We start from the raw sequence: 16,207 nt of genomic DNA, 5'->3' as shown, positions 1-16,207 counted from the left end.
CTCCGGCGGGTCGCCGGCAGGGTCGGGTGGGAACGGGTGGGGTCAGTGGGTGGAGCCGGTGCCGGGCCGGTCGCCGCCCGGGGCGCCGGGCACGCTCGTGCCGCCGGCCACCGCGCCCGCCGGAGTGCCCCCGGCGACAGGTCCGCCGGAGGAGGACTCGCCCCGGCCGGAGCGCAGTCGGGTCAGCCAGCCGGGTCCGCCACCCCGGCCCTCGGCCAGCCGCATCTGCAGCAGGACGGCGACGACGATGATCACGCCGCGCGCGACCGCCTGGACCGAGCTGGACAGGTTGTTGAGCGTGAAGATGTTGCCGAGCGTGACGAAGATCAGCACGCCCAGGACGGTGCCGACGATCGTGCCGCGGCCACCGGTGAGCAGGGTGCCCCCGATCACGACGGCGGCGATCACCTCGAGCTCCAGCAGCGTGCCGTGGGTCGAGCTGCCGGTCGTCGTCCGGGCCATCAGCATCACGGCGGCGATGCCGCAGGTGATGCCGGAGAGCACGTACAGCTTGAGGGTGTGCCACTGCACGCGGATCCCGGCGAGCCGTGCGGCCTCGGCGTTGCCGCCGACGGCGAAGGTGTGCCGGCCGAACGTCGTGCGGTTCAGCAGGATCCAGCCGGCGACCGACACCAGCGCCCAGATGATCACCAGCATCGGGACGCCCAGGACGTCGCCGCCGAAGAAGTCGAGGAAGCCGTCGTTCTGCACGATCTGGGTCCGGCGGTTGGCGATGATCTCGGCCAGACCCCGCGCCGCGGCGAGCATGGCCAGGGTCGCGATGAAGGCCACCAGGCGCCCGTAGGCGATGACGACGCCGTTGACCAGCCCCGCCCCCGCACCGACCGCGACCGCCGTGAAGACCATGACGATCCAGTGGGTGTCGTCGGCCATCTGCTGGGTGGCCAGCGTGGTGGCCCACACCGACGACAGCGCGACCAGCGCGCCGACCGACAGGTCGATGCCGCCGCCGATGATCACGAACGTCATGCCGACGCTGACCACGCCGACGACGGCGGCCAGCCGCAGGATGGTCAGCACGTTGTCGATGTCCACGAACCGTTCCGGCGCGGTGACCGCGCCGACGACGCAGAGCAGGGCCAGGGCCACGACGAGGCCGACCAGGGGCCCCGCCGACCCGCCCATGAGGCCGGAGCGCTTGCCGTTGGTGCCTTCGGGCGCGCGGTCCTGGGACGGCGCGGGTGCGCCCGATCCCCCGGTCGTCGCGGTGCTGCCGGTCATGCCACGTCCCCTTCGTGCGGCTGTGCGGTGGCCTGCTGCCGGTCGCCGCGCGGGCGCGGGCCGACCGTTCCCTCCATGACGAGGTCGAGCACGGCGTGCTCGTCGAGCGCGTCGGCCGGTTGCTCGGCGACGACCGCTCCGTCGGAGATCACCAGCACCCGGTCGGCCAGGCCGAGGACCTCCGGGATCTCGCTGGAGACCACGACGACGGCCACCCCGCGGTCGGCCAGCTCGCGGATCAGCGCGTAGATCTCCGAGCGGGCCCCGACGTCGACCCCGCGGGTGGGCTCGTCCAGGAGCAGGACCCGGCAGTCGCGCAGCAGCCAGCGGGCGAGCACGACCTTCTGCTGGTTGCCGCCCGACAGCGTCCGCACCTCGCGGTCCACGTCGGCCGGCCGGACGTCGAGAGCCTGCACCTGCTCGCGCGCGGCGTCCTTCTCGCTGCCGCCCGAGAGGAAGCCCCCGCGGGCGAACCGGGCCAGGCTGGCGATGCTGATGTTGCGGTAGACGGCGTCGCCGAGCAGCAGCGCCTGGCTCTTGCGCTCCTCGGGGGCCAGCCCCACCCCGGCCTGCACCGCGGCGGAGACGCGACCCGGTCGCAGCTGCTGGCCCGCGACCGAGACGGTGCCGCTGGTGGCCCGGCGCGCGCCGTAGACCGTCTCCAGGATCTCCGACCGCCCCGACCCGACGAGGCCGGCGAGGCCGACGACCTCGCCCGGGCGGACGTCGAAGGACACCCCGTGGAAGGTGCCGCGCAGGCCGAGGTCGCGCACCGAGAGCAACGGCTCCGCCGTGGCGACCGGCCGGCGGTCGGGGAAGACGTACTCGATGTCCCGGCCGGTCATCAGCTCGATCACCTGGCGGGTGGAGGTGTCGCGCACCGGCAGCCCGGTGGCCACGGTGCGCCCGTCCTTGAGCACGGTGATCCGGTCACCGACCTCGCGGATCTCCTCCAGCCGGTGGGAGATGTAGACGACCGCCACGCCGTCCCGGGTTAGGTCGCGGATGACCTCGAAGAGGTGCTGGACCTCTTCGTTGTCGAGGACGGCCGAGGGCTCGTCCATGACGATCAGCTTCGCGTCCTGCGACAGCGCCCGGGCGATGCTGACCATCTGCTGGGCGGCGGCGGGCAGCGAGCCGACCTCGGCGGTGGGCCGGATCTCCGGGTGGCCGAGCCGGGTCAGCAGTTTCCCGGCGGCCTCGTTCGCCGGCGCGGGCCGGGCCAGGCCGAAGCGCGACCGCTCACGCCCGAGGAAGATGTTGTCGGCCACGGTGAGGCCGGCGACCAGGTCGAGCTCCTGGTAGATGGTGGCGATCCCGTGCTTCATCGCCGCCTGGGGGTTGGTCAGCGAGACCGGCTCGCCGCGCCACTCGATCTGCCCGCCGTCGGGCTGGTGCGCCCCGGCGAGCACCTTGATCAGGGTCGACTTCCCCGCACCGTTCTGCCCGAGGAGGCAGTGCACCTCGCCGGCGCGGACGTCGAGGTCGACACCGTCGAGCGCCCGCACCCCCGGGAAGGTCTTGACGATGCCGTGCATCGCCAGCAGGGGCGCACCTGCCGCGTCGTCGTGCCCCACCCGTGCACCGGCCACCGTGCTCACCTCCGGCACTTTTGCTCACCATTGACCATTAGTCCGCTGAGGCAGCAACATATGTGGCGCGTCACAGGGGGTCAAGGAGCTGGGCCGCGGTTACCGAACTGCAACCGACCGGGTGAACGCGGCCGGCCCCACCGCCGGGAACGACCGAGCCGCGCAACGGGCTGCCGGCGGGGGCCCGCAGGACCCCGGGTCACCTCGCGAGGGCCTGGACCGACTCCTCGTCGAGGAACTCCTCGATGGCCATGAGCGCCGCCCCGACCCGGCCGGAGCGGTCGGGCGCCTCGCTCACCGTGATCTCCAGCGCCCGGGCGGCCAGCGGCATCGAGCGCCGGTAGACGGCCTCCCGGATGCCCGCGAGCAACGGCACGCCGGCCTGGGCGACGCCGCCGGTCATGACGATCCGGTGCGGGTTGAAGAAGTTGACCAGCGCGGCGAGCACCGTGCCGATCGTGCGCCCGGCACCGCGGACCAGCTCCAGCGCCACCCCGTCCCCCTGGGCGGCCAGCCGCACGACCTCGCGGACCGTCTCGACCGGCAACCCGGCGGCGACGGCGTCGCGCAGCAGCGCCCCGCCACCGGCGATCGCCTCCAGGCAGTTCTCCTGCCCGCAGCGGCAGACGACGGTCCGCCCGTCGGGCTGGGCGACATGGATGTGCCCGATGTCGCCGGCGCTGCCCTGCGCACCCCGGTACACCCGCCCGTCGACGATCACGCCGCAGCCGATGCCGGTGCCGACCTTGACGACGAGCACGTCCTGCACGGAACCCGCGACGCCGATCTCGCCCAGGGCCATGACGTTCACGTCGTTGTCGACGTAGACCGGGCACTCGTAGCGGCCGAAGGCGCTGGGGATGGGGTGGTCGTGCCAGCCCGGCATGATCGGCGGGTAGGACGGCCGCCCCGTCGAGAACTCGACCGGCCCGGGCACGCCGACGCCGACGGCGCACACGTCGGCCGCCGTGAGCCCGACCTCGGCGAGCACCTGCTGGGCCAGCCGGTCGACCTCCGCGAGCACGGGCGCCGGCCCGTCGGCGATGTCGATGGGATGGCCGACGGTCCCGAGTATCTGCGCGGAGAGGTCGGTGACCGCGACGTCCACGCTGGTCACGCCGAGGTCGACGGCGAGCACGCAGCCGGCGCCGCTGTTGAACCGCAGCAGCGTCGGCGGGCGGCCGCCGGTGCTCCAGCCGCGCCCACCCTCCTCGAGGAGGTTGGCGGCGATCAGCTGGTCGACCCGCGCGCTCACCGTGTTGCGGGAGGCGCCGGTCAGCGCGACCAGGTCCGCCCGGCTCCGGGCGCGACCGGTCCGCACATGGCGCAGCAGCACGCCGGCAGACGCTGAGGTGGACGCCACGCCGCCATAGTGACACGCCGCAGCCGCCACCCCCGGGGACGTGACGTGCCCGGCGGTCTGCGGCCACGATTGGACGCCGAGCGGCGGGGGCACTGGTCTGGCTCGGCTGGTTGAGCACCGCACCAGCACCGTCGACCAGAGAGGTGCCCCCATGGGTCTGCCCATCACCCTGTCCGAGATCGCGCCCCGGATCTCCGCCGGCGCCTTCATCCTGCACAGCGGCCTCGGCAAGCGCGCCGCCGACGAGGAGGCGGCGGCCGGCATGCACGGCTTCGCCGCCGGCACCTACCCCTTCCTCGCGCAGCTGCAGCCGCTGCAGTTCGCGAGGGCGCTCTCCACCGCCGAGATCGCCGTCGGCGCGGCGCTGCTGACGCCGTTCGTGCCCACCGCCGTCGCCGGCGCCGCCCTCACCGCCTTCTCCGGCGGGCTGCTCGGCCTCTACCTGAAGACGCCCGGCATGCGGAAGGAGGGCAGCCTCGCCCCCACCGAGGCGGGCCTGTCGATCGCCAAGGACAGCTGGCTGCTCGGCATCGGGATCGGCCTGCTGGTCCGCGGCACGGTCGACCGCGAGCCGCGCCGGGTGCGCAAGGCCGCGAAGACGCTGGACAAGGCGAACAAGCGCGCCGCCAGGGCCCGGAAGCGCCTCACCGCCTGACCGCCTCCGGGGGCTCGTCCCCCGGCAGGTGCACCAGGCCGACCAGCCGGCGCCGGCGCCCGTCGCCGGGCCGGTTGGTCAGCCGGGCCTGCAGGACCGCGCGCATGTCGCCGGCCAGCTCGCCGAACTCCGCCTCGGTGAGCCAGATGCCCACCTGCCGGTACCCGACCCCGTCGCGGGCGAGGTCCGGCTCCCCGCGCGCCAGGTAGCGGTCGAAGTCGGCCAGCAGGGCGGCGACGAAGGTGGTGAAGGCCTGCCGGTGGTCCTCGGCGCTCATGGCCGCGAGGTCGTCGGCGGAGACGTTCGCCGCCTCCAGCACCAGCCGGTAGCTGCGCTCCGCGGCGCCGCGGACCTTGCGCTCCCCCGCCACCTCGAGCACCCCCGCGTCGGCCAGCACGCCGACGTGCCGGTAGAGCGTCGCCGCCGGCACGTCGGCGAGCTCCTCGCGGAGCTCCCCCGTGGTGAGCGTCCGCTCCCCCAGGAACGCCTGCACCACGCGTAGCCGCACCGGGTGCAGCAGGAGGTCGACCGAGTTCACGCGACCACCATTCTCACAGTTGACAACGTTCTTATCGATGAGAATAGTGGTCGGCATGGCCACCCTGCAACTGACGCCGTCCACCCTGTCGGTCCGCCTCACCCGGCGCGAGAAGATCGCCGGCCTGCTGCGGGACGTCACCGTGCCGCGCAGCGCGATCAGCGCCGTGGACGTCACGACCGACGCCCTGCCGGCGACCCGCGGGCTGCGCGCCCCCGGGCTGGCGCTGCCCGGCCTGCGGAAGGTGGGCACCTGGCGGCGCCCCGGCGAGCGCATGCTGGTCTGCGTGCGCCGCGGCCAGCCGGCCGTGCGGGTGCGTCTGACCGGCCAGCGGTACGACACGCTCCTCGTCGGGTCCGACGACGCCGCGGCCGTGGCCGCCTCGCTTCCCGTGGGCCGCTGACGTGCGGGACGTCCCGGTGCAGGTGCCCGGGCCGGCCCCGCTCGCCGGCACCCTCACCCTCCCCGACGCCCCGCTGCCGGCGCCCGCCGTCCTGCTGGCCCCCGGGTCCGGCCCGGTGGACCGCGACTCCAACCACCGCCGCACCCGCTTCGACGTCACCCGGCAGCTCGCCGTCGCGCTGGCCGGAGCGGGGATCGCCTCGCTGCGCTTCGACAAGCGCGGCGTCGGCGGCAGCCCCGGCGACTGGCGGGCGGCCGGGCTGCACGACAACGTCGACGACCTCGGCGCTGCCCTGGAGCTGCTCCGCGGACGGCCGGAGGTCGACGCCGGCCGCGTGCTCCTCGCGGGGCACAGCGAAGGCGCGATCCTGGCCACGTCGCTGGCCGCCCGGGGCGCCCCGGTGGCCGGACTGGTGCTGCTCGCGATGAGCGCCACCCCCGGCGAGGAGCTGCTCCGCTGGCAGGCGCGGCAGATAGCCCCCACGCTCCCCCGGCCGGTGCGCGCCCTGCTCCGGCTGCTCCGGACCGACCTGGAGGCGAAGGTGGCGGCCAACCACCGGCGGATCGAGGCCACCACCACGGACGTCGCCCGCATCGGCGGCGCCCGGATCAACGCCCGCTGGCACCGCGAGTTCCTGGCGTACGACCCGCGCGAGGACCTCCGTCGGGTGTCCGTGCCCGTCCTGGCGCTCACCGGGAGCAAGGACCTGCAGGTCCCGGCCGACGATCTGGACGTCATCGCGGCGGCGGTGGGCGGGCCGGTCGACACCCACCGCGTCCCCGACCTCACGCACACCCTGCGCCGACAGCCGGGGCCGCCCAGCATGAGCGCCTACAGGCGGGAGCTGAAGGACCCGGTCGATCCGCTGGTCGTCGACATCGTCGTGACGTGGTGTCATCGAACGACTACACCGGCCGACGGCGCGACGACGGCCTGATCGGCGCACGGAAAACCCTTCCGCCGGGGACCGCCGCGCCCCAGGATCTCGGTCCCACGAGAGCCGCCGGCCCGGCGGCCCGTCCGGAGGAGGTCCTCGTGCGCTCCTGGAACGCCCGTCCTGCGGCCCTGCGCCTGGCCGCCGCGATCACGGGGCTGGCCCTCGTCGGAACCGGCTGCGGCGCGGACGACGACGCCGCCGACGCCGGCTCCGCGGTCGCGGCGGAGGCCGAGACCAGCGCCGAGGTCGAGCCCGGGACGGAGACGTCGGCCCCGGGCTCGTCGGCAGCCTCCACGCCGTCGACCCAGCCGTCCGCCCCGTCGTCCACCCAGCCGTCCGCGCCGGCCGGCGAGCAGGGGGCGGAGACCGTCGCGGCGCAGCTCATCGACTTCGCCATCGAGCTCGACGAGGACAGCTACGACGCCGGCACCTACGAGTTCGAGGTGGTCAACGCGGGCGACGCCAGCCACGACCTGGTCATCGAGCTCGACGGCGCCGACGTCGCCGCCACGCGGATCCTGCAGCCGGGGCAGTCGGAGACGCTCACGGTCACCCTCGAGCCGGGGTCCTACGCCTTCTACTGCTCCGTCGGCGCCCACCGGGCGATGGGCATGGAGGTCAGCGTGGAGGTCGCCTGATGACCACGACCACCACCCGCAGCCGGCGTTCGGAGCTGCTCACCTGGGTCCTGCGCGTGGCCGGCGCGGCCCTGCTCGCCGCGATGGGCTGGCTGCACCTGGATCTGTGGTTCGACGGCTACCGGACCATCGAGGTGATCGGGCCGGCGTTCATGCTGAACGCGATCGCGGGCTTCGCGCTCGCCGTCCTGCTCCTGGCCGTGCCGCGCCGGCTGCTGTGGGCGGCCGCCGTCCTGGGGGCCGTGACCGCGCTCGCGACCCTGGTGGCCCTGATCCTGTCGACCACCGTGGGCCTGTTCGGCTTCGTCGAGAGCACCGCGGCACCGCTGTGGTGGGAGACGTTCTGGATCGAGGCGGCCGCGGTCGTGGTGCTGACGGCCGTCGCCGGTCTCGCCCGGCGACGGCCGGGCTGACCGGAGCGGGCGGGCTGTTCCCGCCCGCCCGCTCCGGGCACCGTCAGCGGACGCCGAGCAGGTGCTCCATGGCCAGCTGGTCGAGCCGCTCGAACTGCAGGCCGCGCTCGCCCAGCGCCACCGGGTCGTGCGCCTCGGCGCGCAGCGCGTCGAGGCTCTCGCCGTCGGCCAGGGTGGGGACGGCGAGCTCCCCCACGCGGGCGGCATCGAGGGCCTCGGCGACCTCCGGGTCGGCCCGGAACGCCTGCGCCTTCTCCCGGAGGATCAGGTAGTTGCGCATGCAGGCGCGGGCGGTCTCCCAGACGCCGTCGATGTCCTCGGTCCGCGGCGGCTTGTAGTCGAAGTGGACGTAGCCGTCGTAGGCCTTCCCGGTGCCGGACCCCAGCAGGGTGTCGACGGTCCAGAAGGCGCCGCGCAGGTTGCCGGCACCGAAGCGCAGATCCTGGTCGAAGCGCGGGCCGTGCTGGCCGTTGAGGTCGACGTGGAAGAGCTTGCCGTGCCACAACGCCTGGGCGATGCCCTGGGCGAAGTTCAGCCCGGCCATCTCCTCGTGCCCGACCTCGGGGTTGAGCCCGACGCGGTCGGGCTCCTCGAGCTCGTTGATGAAGGCGATCGCGTGCCCGATGGTCGGCAGCAGGATGTCGCCGCGCGGCTCGTTGGGCTTGGGCTCCAGCGCGAACCGGATGTCGTAACCCTTCTCGCGCACGTACGAGCAGAGGACGTCGAGCCCCTCCTTGTACCGGTCGAGGGCGGCGGCGACGTCCTTGGTGCCGCCGGACTCCGCACCCTCGCGGCCGCCCCACAGCACGTAGGTCTTCGCGCCCAGTTCGGCGGCGAGGTCGATGTTGCGCAGCACCTTGGCGATCGCGTACCGGCGCACGGCGCGGTCGTTGGCGGTGAAGCCGCCGTCCTTGAAGACCGGGGTGCCGAACAGGTTGGTGGTCGCCATCTCGACGCCGACACCGGTCTCCTGCAGCGCCTTCTTGAACCGCTCGAGGGTGGCCTCGCGGGTGGCGTCGTCGGGGACCAGGTCGTCGTCGTGGAAGGTGACCGCGGCCGCGCCGAGCTCGGCGAGCCGGTGGACGGCCTCCACCGGGTCCAGCGGGGGGCGCACGGCGCCGCCGAAGACGTCGACGCCCTGCCAGCCCACGGTCCAGAGGCCGAAGCTGAACCTGTCGTCCTTGGTGGGGGTGAATCGGTCGGTCATGCGGGGATCTCCGTCCAGTGGATCGATCGGGGGCGCTGTGCTCGACGGCGCCGGGGACCCGCGGGAGGGCGGGCCCGCCGGCGGACGGCGGGATCGTGCTCGCCGGTGGCGAGGGTGTTCAACCGGTCACCTCACTTCCGCGCCCGAGGACGCGAGCTCGGGGACGGGGACGGGGACGAGCGTGGGGTCGTCGAGGACCGGTTCGAGGGCGACGTGCGCACCTCCGCGGACCGCGGCGGTGAAGCCGAGGGTGGAGAGCACGACCCGGGCGCCGGCCACGCCGGGCGCCAGGACGCGGGCCTCGAGCTCGGTCAGCAGCGGCGCCATCAGGAAGCGCCCCAGGACGGCGAAGTAGCCGCCGAGGATGACCACCCGCGGGTTGAACAGGTTGATCAGCACGGCGGCGCCCGTCCCGAGCGACCGGCCGACCTGGTGCAGGGCGGCGAGCGTGCGGGCGTCACCGGCCTCGGCGCGGGCGGCCACCTCCGCCAGCCGGGTCTCCAGGTCGCGCGCCGGGTCGCTCACCGGGTCACCGGGCTCCGCGGCGGCGCGCAGCAGCGCGGCCAGGCCGACCACGGTCTCCCAGCAGCCCCGCCGCCCGCAGCCGCAGACGACGTCCGGATCACCGAGGGTGGTGTGCCCGACCTCGCCGGAGAGACCGCCGGCGCCCCGCAGCAGCCGTCCGGCCACGATCACGCCCCCGCCGACGCCGACCTCACCGGTCAGGTAGACCAGGTCGGGGGTGCGCGCCTCGGAGCCCAGGGCCCACTCGGCGATCGCGGACAGGTTGGCGTCGTTCTCCACCCGGATCGGGAAGTCGACGTCCAGCCGGGCCCGCAGGCCGTCCAGGACGGCGACGTCGCGCCAGCCGATGTTGGGGGCCAGCGTGACCACGCCGTCGGCGCTGCGGACGAGCCCGGCGACCGCGACGGTCAGCCCGGCCGGGCAGGCGCCCACGGCGGTGGCCGCGGCGACGGCGTCGGTGACGACGCCGGCCACCGCGTCGAGCGTGGCCTCGGCGCCCAGCGAGGGGATGTCCAGGGCGAGCCGCTGCTCGAAGAGCACCTCCCCGCGCAGGTTCGGGACCAGCACGGCCACGTAGTCGACGTTGAGCTCCACGCCGATGCCGCAGACGCCGCGGCCGTCCAGGTGCACGGTCAGGCCCGGCCGGCCCACCGAGCCGGCCCGGTCGACGTCGCCGGTGGTCACCAGCCGCCGATCGGCGAGCTCGGCGACCAGGCTGGAGACCGTCGCCTTGTTCAGCCCGGTCTCCTGGGCGATGCGGGCGCGGGAGCGGGGTCCGTGGTCGCGGAGGTGCCGCAGCACGAGGCCCAGGTTGGTGCGCCGGACCGTGGCCTGGTCGGCGGGTGCGCGCCGCTCGGCGGACCCGTCGTACAGCGGGGGCACCTCGGCCATGCGCACCTCCTCGGGGAGCGGTCTGCCGGTATTCGTCGGATCAACAAACAAATTAGGGGTCCGGGGTCGGGCGGTCAAGACGACCCGTGGCGCGGGTCACGAACGGGTGGCCGGTGCGGCCCGCGCGACCTCCGCCGGGCACGAGCGGACGACGCCGCCTAAGGTGCCGTTCTCATGACCTCCGTGTCCCCGCTCCGGCCCGCCGCGGCCCGTTCCGTCCCTGCTGCCGCTCCCGCGGGCCGGAGGGCGGCCCGATGACCCTGGTCGCGGGGGTCGACACCTCGACGCAGGCGTGCAAGGTCGTCGTCCGGGACGCCGGCACGGGGGCGCTCGTCCGCTCCGGCCGGGCACCGCACCCGCCCGGCACCGAGGTCGCCCCGCAGGCGTGGGAGGACGCGTTCCGCGCGGCCGCCACCGAGGCGGGTGGGCTCGACGACGTGGCCGCCGTCGCGGTCGGCGGCCAGCAGCACGGGATGGTCTGCCTGGACGAGCGGGGCGAGGTCGTCCGCGACGCGCTGCTGTGGAACGACGTGCGGTCGGCCCCCGCGGCCGCCGACCTCATCCGCGAGCTCGGGGACGGCGACGAGGCCGCCGGCCGACAGGCGTGGGCCGACGCGGTGGGGGTGGTCCCGGTCGCCTCGTTCACCGCGGCGAAGCTGCGCTGGCTGGCCGACGCCGAACCGGGCAACGCCGACCGCACCGCAGCGGTCTGCCTCCCCCACGACTGGCTGACCTGGCGGCTGTCGGCCGACCGCGAGCTCGGCACCCTGGTCACCGACCGCGGCGACGCCAGCGGCACCGCCTACTGGTCGGCGCGCACCGGGGAGTACCGCCTGGACCTGCTGGAGCGCGCCCTGCGCGGGCGCCGGCCCGCCGTGCCGCGGGTGGCCGGGCCGGCCGAGCGGGTGGGGGCGCTGGCCGGCTCCGGCGCGGTCCTGGGCCCGGGCACCGGCGACAACGCGGCGGCCGCGCTCGGCCTCGCGGCCCGCCCGGGCGACGTCGTCGTCTCGATCGGGACGTCCGGGGTGGTGTCGGCGGTGACCGCGACGGCGGTCGCCGACGTGACCGGCACCGTCGCCGGGTTCGCCGACGCCACCGGCAACCACCTGCCGCTGGTCGCCACGCTGAACGCCGCCCGCGTGCTGGACGCGGCCGCCGCGCTGCTCGGCGTCGACCACGCGACCCTCTCGGAGCTGGCGCTGTCGGCCCCCTCGGGCGCCGACGGCCTGGTGCTCGTCCCGTACCTGGAGGGCGAGCGGACGCCGAACCTGCCCGACGCCACCGGCTCGGTGCACGGGCTCACGCTGCGCACCTCGACGCCCGCCCACTGGGCCCGGGCCGCGGTGGAGGGCCTGCTCTGCGGGCTGGCCGACGGCATCGCGGCCGTCGTCGCCCAGGGCGTGACCGTGGAACGCGTGCTGCTGGTCGGCGGGGCGGCCCGCTCGGCGGCCGTCCAGCAGCTGGCGCCGGGCATCTTCGGCCGCCCCGTCCTCGTGCCGCCGCCCGGCGAGTACGTCGCCGACGGTGCCGCCCGCCAGGCCGCCTGGGTGCTCTCCGGCGACGCGGCGGCACCGGAGTGGCCGCAGCCGGGGCTCCAGGAGTTCGACGCACCGGCGGCGACCCACGTCCGCGAGCGCTACGCGGAGGTGCGGGGCCGCACCGACGGCCAGTAGGCGGACCGGCGCGTCACCCCGTTGCCCGCCCGGCGCCGACCGAGCGGAGCACGTCGGCGAGCTCGGCGGGGTGGGTCTGCACGACCATGTGCGCCGCGCCCGGCAGCACCACGAGCCGGCCCCCGGGCGCGTTCGCGGCCACCTGCCGCGCCCAGGCCGCCGGGCACAGCGCGTCCCGGGCGCCCCGGACGACGACGACCGGCACCCGCAAGCGGCGCAACCGCGCGCCGATCGGGTCCGGTGACGCCGTGCGCCACAGCGCGGCCATGGCCCGGGGGCCGGTGTGCAGCCACTGGCGCAGGATCAGCGGCACCTGCCACCACGGCTCGGCCAGCGCGGTGCGCACCCAGCGCCAGGCGAGCACCGGGAACCGGCGCATCCGCGGATCGGTCGTCGGGCCGCACAGCACGAGGGCGGCCACCCGGGGGTCGGTCGCGGCGGCCGCGACCACCTGGCAGCTCTGCGAGTGCCCGACCAGGACCACCGGCCCCTCGGGCAGCGCCTCGGCCAGGCGGGCGGCCAGTTCGCCGAGCGGGGGCACCGGTGCGGCCTCCCCCATGCCCGGCAGCACCACGACGCTGCCCGGAAGTTCCTGGCGCAACCTGCGCGAAGAACGTTCATCCAGCCCCAGACCGGGCACGTGAACGACGGAGATCGAAGGCAGCACCCCGTGGGGTCTACCGGCCGCACCCCGGGTCCGCGAGCCGAGCGGAGCCGGCGCGACGGAGTGTGTCCCGCATCTCCCGAGGGCGGGCACGATCCGCACGGACCCGAGTGGGAGGATGAATCATCATGACGACATCACCAGCGCAGGCGCAGGCGCAGGCCCGCAGCGACTCCCCCGGCGGCCGGTCGCGCGTGGTCATCGTCGGCTCGGGTTTCGGTGGGCTGTTCGCCGCCCGGGCCCTGGGCAAGGCCCCGGTGGACATCACCCTCATCGGCAAGACCGCCCAGCACCTGTTCCAGCCGCTGCTCTACCAGGTGGCTACCGGCATCCTCTCCGAGGGCGAGATCGCCCCGGCCACCCGCGAGATCCTGCGCCGGCAGAAGAATGCCCGCGTGGTCCTCGGCGAGGTCACCGAGATCGACGTCGCCGCCCGCACGGTCAGCTCCGAGATCCTCGGCCGCAAGATCGTGCACCCCTACGACGAGCTGATCGTGGCAGCGGGCGCCGGCCAGTCCTACTTCGGCAACGACCAGTTCGCCGAGTTCGCGCCCGGGATGAAGAGCATCGACGACGCCCTCGAGCTGCGCGGCCGGATCTTCGGCGCCTTCGAGCTCGCCGAGATCGCCACGGACCAGGCCGAGATCGACCGGCTGCTGACCTTCGTCGTCGTCGGGGCCGGCCCCACCGGCGTGGAGATGGCCGGGCAGATCGCCGAGCTGGCCCGCCGCACGCTGCGCCGCGACTTCCGCAACATCAACCCGACCGGCGCCCGGGTGATCCTGCTCGACGCCGCCCCCGCCGTGCTGCCCTCCTTCGGCAAGAAGCTCGGCGACCGCGCCCGGCAGCAGCTCAACGGCATCGGCGTCGAGGTCCAGCTGGGCGCGATGGTCACCGACGTCGACGCCGACGGCCTCACGGTCAAGGACACCGACGGCCAGGTCCGCCGGATCCAGGCGGCGACCAAGATCTGGGCCGCCGGCGTGCAGGCCAGCGATCTGGGCCGGAAGCTCGGCGAGCAGACCGGTGCCGAGGTCGACCGCGCCGGCCGCATCTCGGTGCAGCCCGACCTCACCCTCCCCGGCCACCCGGAGATCCACGTGGTCGGCGACATGATGGCGCTGGACAAGCTCCCCGGTGTCGCCCAGGTCGCCATCCAGGGCGGGCGCTACGCCGCCGAGGCGATCGAGCGGCGGGCCGCGGGCAAGGCGCCGCAGAAGCCCTTCGAGTACTTCGACAAGGGCTCGATGGCGACGATCTCCCGCTTCTCCGCGGTGGCCGACATCGGCAGGTTCAAGTTCAGCGGGTTCATCGCCTGGGTGCTGTGGCTGGTCGTGCACCTGATGTACATCGTCGGGTTCAAGAGCCGCGTCACCACGGTGCTGCACTGGATGGTCAGCTTCCTGGGCCGCGGCCGGTCCGAGCGGGTGGCCACCCAGCAGCAGGTCTACGGCCGGCTGGCCCTGGAGCAGCTCGGCCCGGGCTGGGAGGTCTCCAAGACCGGCGGCCCCAAGAACACCGACCCGTCGAACGAGGACATCACGCAGCGCGAATCCGCGTGAGCCCCCGCACCGGCCGGGACGGACGCTGCTCCCCCGCGCCGGTGCGCTCCCGGGTCACCCCTCGTCGAGCCACCACCGCAGGGCCGTGACCACGCCCTCGGGCCGGACCACGTGCCCGCCGTCGAACTCGTCGTAGGTGACCGGGTAGCCCTCGTCGCGGAAGGCGGCGGCCAGCCGGCGTCCGCAGCGGTCGACCGGGAGGACCCGGTCACCGGTCCCGTGGGTGAGCCAGATCCGCGGCCGCCCCCGGCGGGCCGGGGGGACGGCGAAGCCCGGTGAGAAGGCGAGCACGGCGTCGAACAGGTCGCCGTTGGCCGGGCCGAGCGACAGCGCGTAGGAGGCGCCGTCGGAGAAGCCGCCGATCGCGCAGCGGCTGACCGGCACCTGCTCGGCGACCTGCGCGAGGGCGGCGTCCAGGACGGCGACGTCCCGGCCCAGCCGGCCGGCGATCAGGTCCCAGGTGGCCGCACCGGACCGCGGCGCCAGCACGAGCACCCCGCGGTCGGCGGCCGCGCGGCCCAGCGCGCCGAGGCTCTGCGCCGGGGTGCCGCCGGCGCCGTGGCAGAACACCAGCACGGGCCGCGGCAGCGGCTCGCCCGGCGGGACCGCGAGCAGCACCTCCGCTCCCCCGCCGAGCTCCAGCTCGTGCACCCCGGCCGGCCACGGATCTCCGGCCGGCGCGGGCCCCGGCCGGCTGCCGAGCCGGCCGGCGGCCGGGATCGACCCCGCCGTCGGGTCAGGCACCGGGGCTCCCCTCCCGCACGACCGCGGCCGTCACCTGCCGCAGGTCACCGGTCCGCCGCCACACCGCACGCTGGCGCACGGCCGAGGTACCCCGGCCGAACAGCCGGCGCACCAGCTCCCGCACCTCGTCCTCCTCGCCCCGGTCGGCGAGGTCGTCGGCGAGCTCGCCGAGCAGACCGTCCACCGCGGTCCGGGCGTCGACGAGCGCTCCGGCGACCGGGTCGAACAGCTGACCGGTGAGGCCGTCGCGGGCGGCCCGCCAGCGGGCCGCCCGCAGCAGCTCGGGGCGGATCACCGGAACCGGCTCGTCGCGCTCGGCGCGGGCGGCGAGCACCCGCACCAGCGAGCGGACCAGCGCGGCGTGCAGCACGGCGTCCTCGACGTCGCTGCAGACGTCGGCCAGCCGGAACTCCACGGTCGGCAGGTGCGACGAGGGGCGCAGGTCCCAGTACACGTGGGAGGCGTCCGCGACGACACCGGCGGCGACCAGGCCGGCGACGACCTCCCGGTACCGCGCGCCGGAGCCCAGCGGTTCGGGCACCCCGGTGTGCGGCCAGCGCCCCCACCAGAGCGTCCGGTAGCTCTCGTAGCCGGTGTCGGCGCCGTCGTGGAACGGGGAGCTGCCGGTCATCGCCAGCAGCAGCGGCAGGTAGGGGCGGGCGCGGTCGAGCACCGCGACCGCGGTGTCGAGGTCCGGGACGCCGACGTGCACGTGGCAGCCGGTGATGTCCTGCCGGGCCGCCAGGCCGGCCCACCGCTGCACCATCGCCTCGTACCGCGGTGCCGGGGTGAGCACCTGCTGCCGCCACCCGGCCGACGGGTGGGTCGACGCCGGGAGCAGTGCGACGCCCGCGCCGGCCGCCGCGGCGCGCGCCTGGGCCCGGGTGGCCGCGAGCTCGGCCCGCAGCTCGCCCAGCGTGCGGCAGATACCGGTGGCCGTCTCCAGCTGCGTCGTGCTGATCTCGGGGTGCACCCGCTCGCCGAAGTCGTGCCGCAGGACCGCCTCGGCTAGCCCCGGGGCGGGGGTGAGCTCGAAGGTCTCCGGATCGACGAGGTGGAACTCCTCCTCCACCCCGACGGTGGCGCCCACGACGGCCGGCGGACGACCGGTGGACTCCACACGCGCTCCCGTCCGGGCCGCGGCGCGGGATGTCCGGCGC

The 16,207-nt window shown here is 75.2% G+C and carries 16 protein-coding genes; 7 read left to right on the top strand and 9 right to left on the bottom strand.

From position 1 onward, the window contains the following. Window positions 1-42: 42 nt before the first annotated feature. The 3 genes from O2W17_RS21355 to O2W17_RS21345 all read right to left on the bottom strand — a co-directional run bounded on the left by O2W17_RS21355 (window position 43) and on the right by O2W17_RS21345 (window position 4,170). Entirely contained in the window at window positions 43-1,242 is a 1,200-nt protein-coding gene (locus O2W17_RS21355; protein WP_269194496.1) for an ABC transporter permease, read from the bottom strand. Then, on the bottom strand, window positions 1,239-2,843 hold the full coding sequence (locus O2W17_RS21350) for a sugar ABC transporter ATP-binding protein (RefSeq protein WP_269194495.1): 1,605 nt from the start codon (window positions 2,841-2,843) through the stop codon (window positions 1,239-1,241). The genes O2W17_RS21355 and O2W17_RS21350 overlap by 4 nt, the downstream gene beginning before the upstream one ends. Window positions 2,844-3,033: 190 nt before the next feature. Next, a complete protein-coding gene (locus O2W17_RS21345; RefSeq protein ID WP_269194494.1) occupies window positions 3,034-4,170 on the bottom strand; it encodes an ROK family protein in 1,137 nt (378 codons plus the stop codon). Between the two features lie 178 nt (window positions 4,171-4,348). On the opposite strand from O2W17_RS21345, the gene O2W17_RS21340 reads away from it, so the two are divergent. Next, complete coding sequence (locus O2W17_RS21340) at window positions 4,349-4,852, top strand: hypothetical protein (RefSeq protein WP_269194493.1); 504 nt, start codon at window positions 4,349-4,351, stop codon at window positions 4,850-4,852. Here O2W17_RS21340 and O2W17_RS21335 read toward each other — a convergent pair. Beyond that, on the bottom strand, window positions 4,842-5,390 hold the full coding sequence (locus tag O2W17_RS21335; RefSeq protein WP_269194492.1) for a helix-turn-helix domain-containing protein: 549 nt from the start codon (window positions 5,388-5,390) through the stop codon (window positions 4,842-4,844). The genes O2W17_RS21340 and O2W17_RS21335 overlap by 11 nt on opposite strands. Before the next feature lie 55 nt (window positions 5,391-5,445). Between O2W17_RS21335 and O2W17_RS21330 the strand changes: the two genes are divergently transcribed. The 4 genes from O2W17_RS21330 (at window position 5,446) to O2W17_RS21315 (ending at window position 7,781) form a co-directional block, all read left to right on the top strand. Beyond that, window positions 5,446-5,793, top strand: a complete 348-nt coding sequence (locus O2W17_RS21330; protein ID WP_269194491.1) for a hypothetical protein — start codon at window positions 5,446-5,448, stop codon at window positions 5,791-5,793. Window position 5,794: 1 nt separating this feature from the next. Then, entirely contained in the window at window positions 5,795-6,730 is a 936-nt protein-coding gene (locus O2W17_RS21325) for an alpha/beta hydrolase family protein (protein ID WP_269194490.1), read from the top strand. Window positions 6,731-6,828: 98 nt separating this feature from the next. Continuing rightward, complete coding sequence (locus O2W17_RS21320) at window positions 6,829-7,368, top strand: cupredoxin domain-containing protein (protein WP_269194489.1); 540 nt, start codon at window positions 6,829-6,831, stop codon at window positions 7,366-7,368. Continuing rightward, entirely contained in the window at window positions 7,368-7,781 is a 414-nt protein-coding gene (locus tag O2W17_RS21315; RefSeq protein ID WP_269194488.1) for a hypothetical protein, read from the top strand. The genes O2W17_RS21320 and O2W17_RS21315 overlap by 1 nt, the downstream gene beginning before the upstream one ends. A gap of 43 nt (window positions 7,782-7,824) precedes the next feature. Here the strand turns inward: O2W17_RS21315 and xylA are convergent, their stop codons facing one another. Further along, window positions 7,825-8,988 carry a xylose isomerase gene (xylA, locus tag O2W17_RS21310; protein WP_269194487.1) on the bottom strand — a complete coding sequence of 388 codons (1,164 nt, stop codon included), beginning with the start codon at window positions 8,986-8,988 and terminating at the stop codon, window positions 7,825-7,827. 126 nt (window positions 8,989-9,114) lie between these two features. After that, on the bottom strand, window positions 9,115-10,404 hold the full coding sequence (locus O2W17_RS21305) for an ROK family transcriptional regulator (RefSeq protein ID WP_269194486.1): 1,290 nt from the start codon (window positions 10,402-10,404) through the stop codon (window positions 9,115-9,117). Window positions 10,405-10,658: 254 nt separating this feature from the next. Between O2W17_RS21305 and O2W17_RS21300 the strand changes: the two genes are divergently transcribed. After that, the gene (locus O2W17_RS21300) at window positions 10,659-12,077 is read left to right on the top strand and encodes a xylulokinase (RefSeq protein ID WP_269194485.1); all 1,419 of its coding nucleotides are present in this window, start codon (window positions 10,659-10,661) and stop codon (window positions 12,075-12,077) included. 13 nt (window positions 12,078-12,090) lie between these two features. On the opposite strand, the gene O2W17_RS21295 is transcribed toward O2W17_RS21300, so the two are convergent. Further along, the gene (locus O2W17_RS21295; protein ID WP_269194537.1) at window positions 12,091-12,717 is read right to left on the bottom strand and encodes an alpha/beta fold hydrolase; all 627 of its coding nucleotides are present in this window, start codon (window positions 12,715-12,717) and stop codon (window positions 12,091-12,093) included. A gap of 152 nt (window positions 12,718-12,869) precedes the next feature. On the opposite strand from O2W17_RS21295, the gene O2W17_RS21290 reads away from it, so the two are divergent. Next, the gene (locus O2W17_RS21290) at window positions 12,870-14,303 is read left to right on the top strand and encodes an NAD(P)/FAD-dependent oxidoreductase (RefSeq protein WP_269194484.1); all 1,434 of its coding nucleotides are present in this window, start codon (window positions 12,870-12,872) and stop codon (window positions 14,301-14,303) included. Between the two features lie 54 nt (window positions 14,304-14,357). Here O2W17_RS21290 and O2W17_RS21285 read toward each other — a convergent pair whose 3' ends face one another. Both O2W17_RS21285 and O2W17_RS21280 read right to left on the bottom strand, forming a co-directional pair. Further along, the gene (locus O2W17_RS21285; RefSeq protein ID WP_269194483.1) at window positions 14,358-15,047 is read right to left on the bottom strand and encodes an alpha/beta hydrolase; all 690 of its coding nucleotides are present in this window, start codon (window positions 15,045-15,047) and stop codon (window positions 14,358-14,360) included. Next, window positions 15,040-16,167, bottom strand: coding sequence for a carboxylate-amine ligase (locus O2W17_RS21280; protein ID WP_269194482.1), 1,128 nt, complete (start codon window positions 16,165-16,167; stop codon window positions 15,040-15,042). The genes O2W17_RS21285 and O2W17_RS21280 overlap by 8 nt, the downstream gene beginning before the upstream one ends. Between the last annotated feature and the right edge of the window lie 40 nt (window positions 16,168-16,207).

The sequence above is a fragment of the Blastococcus sp. VKM Ac-2987 genome (assembly GCF_026967805.1).
In the GTDB taxonomy this organism is placed as follows: domain Bacteria; phylum Actinomycetota; class Actinomycetes; order Mycobacteriales; family Geodermatophilaceae; genus Blastococcus.
The sequence above is the reverse complement of the archived record's forward strand: the minus strand, read 5'-3'. Positions and strand labels throughout refer to the sequence as shown.

Excerpts from the sequence above, each read along its gene's own strand:
- O2W17_RS21355 (WP_269194496.1), bottom strand. The coding sequence starts at position 1,242 with ATGACCGGCAGCACCGCGACGACCGGGGGATCGGGCGCACCCGCGCCG.
- O2W17_RS21340 (WP_269194493.1), top strand. The coding sequence starts at position 4,349 with ATGGGTCTGCCCATCACCCTGTCCGAGATCGCGCCCCGGATCTCCGCC.
- O2W17_RS21330 (WP_269194491.1), top strand. The coding sequence starts at position 5,446 with ATGGCCACCCTGCAACTGACGCCGTCCACCCTGTCGGTCCGCCTCACC.
- O2W17_RS21315 (WP_269194488.1), top strand. The coding sequence starts at position 7,368 with ATGACCACGACCACCACCCGCAGCCGGCGTTCGGAGCTGCTCACCTGG.
- xylA (WP_269194487.1), bottom strand. The coding sequence starts at position 8,988 with ATGACCGACCGATTCACCCCCACCAAGGACGACAGGTTCAGCTTCGGC.
- O2W17_RS21305 (WP_269194486.1), bottom strand. The coding sequence starts at position 10,404 with ATGGCCGAGGTGCCCCCGCTGTACGACGGGTCCGCCGAGCGGCGCGCA.
- O2W17_RS21300 (WP_269194485.1), top strand. The coding sequence starts at position 10,659 with ATGACCCTGGTCGCGGGGGTCGACACCTCGACGCAGGCGTGCAAGGTC.
- O2W17_RS21290 (WP_269194484.1), top strand. The coding sequence starts at position 12,870 with ATGACGACATCACCAGCGCAGGCGCAGGCGCAGGCCCGCAGCGACTCC.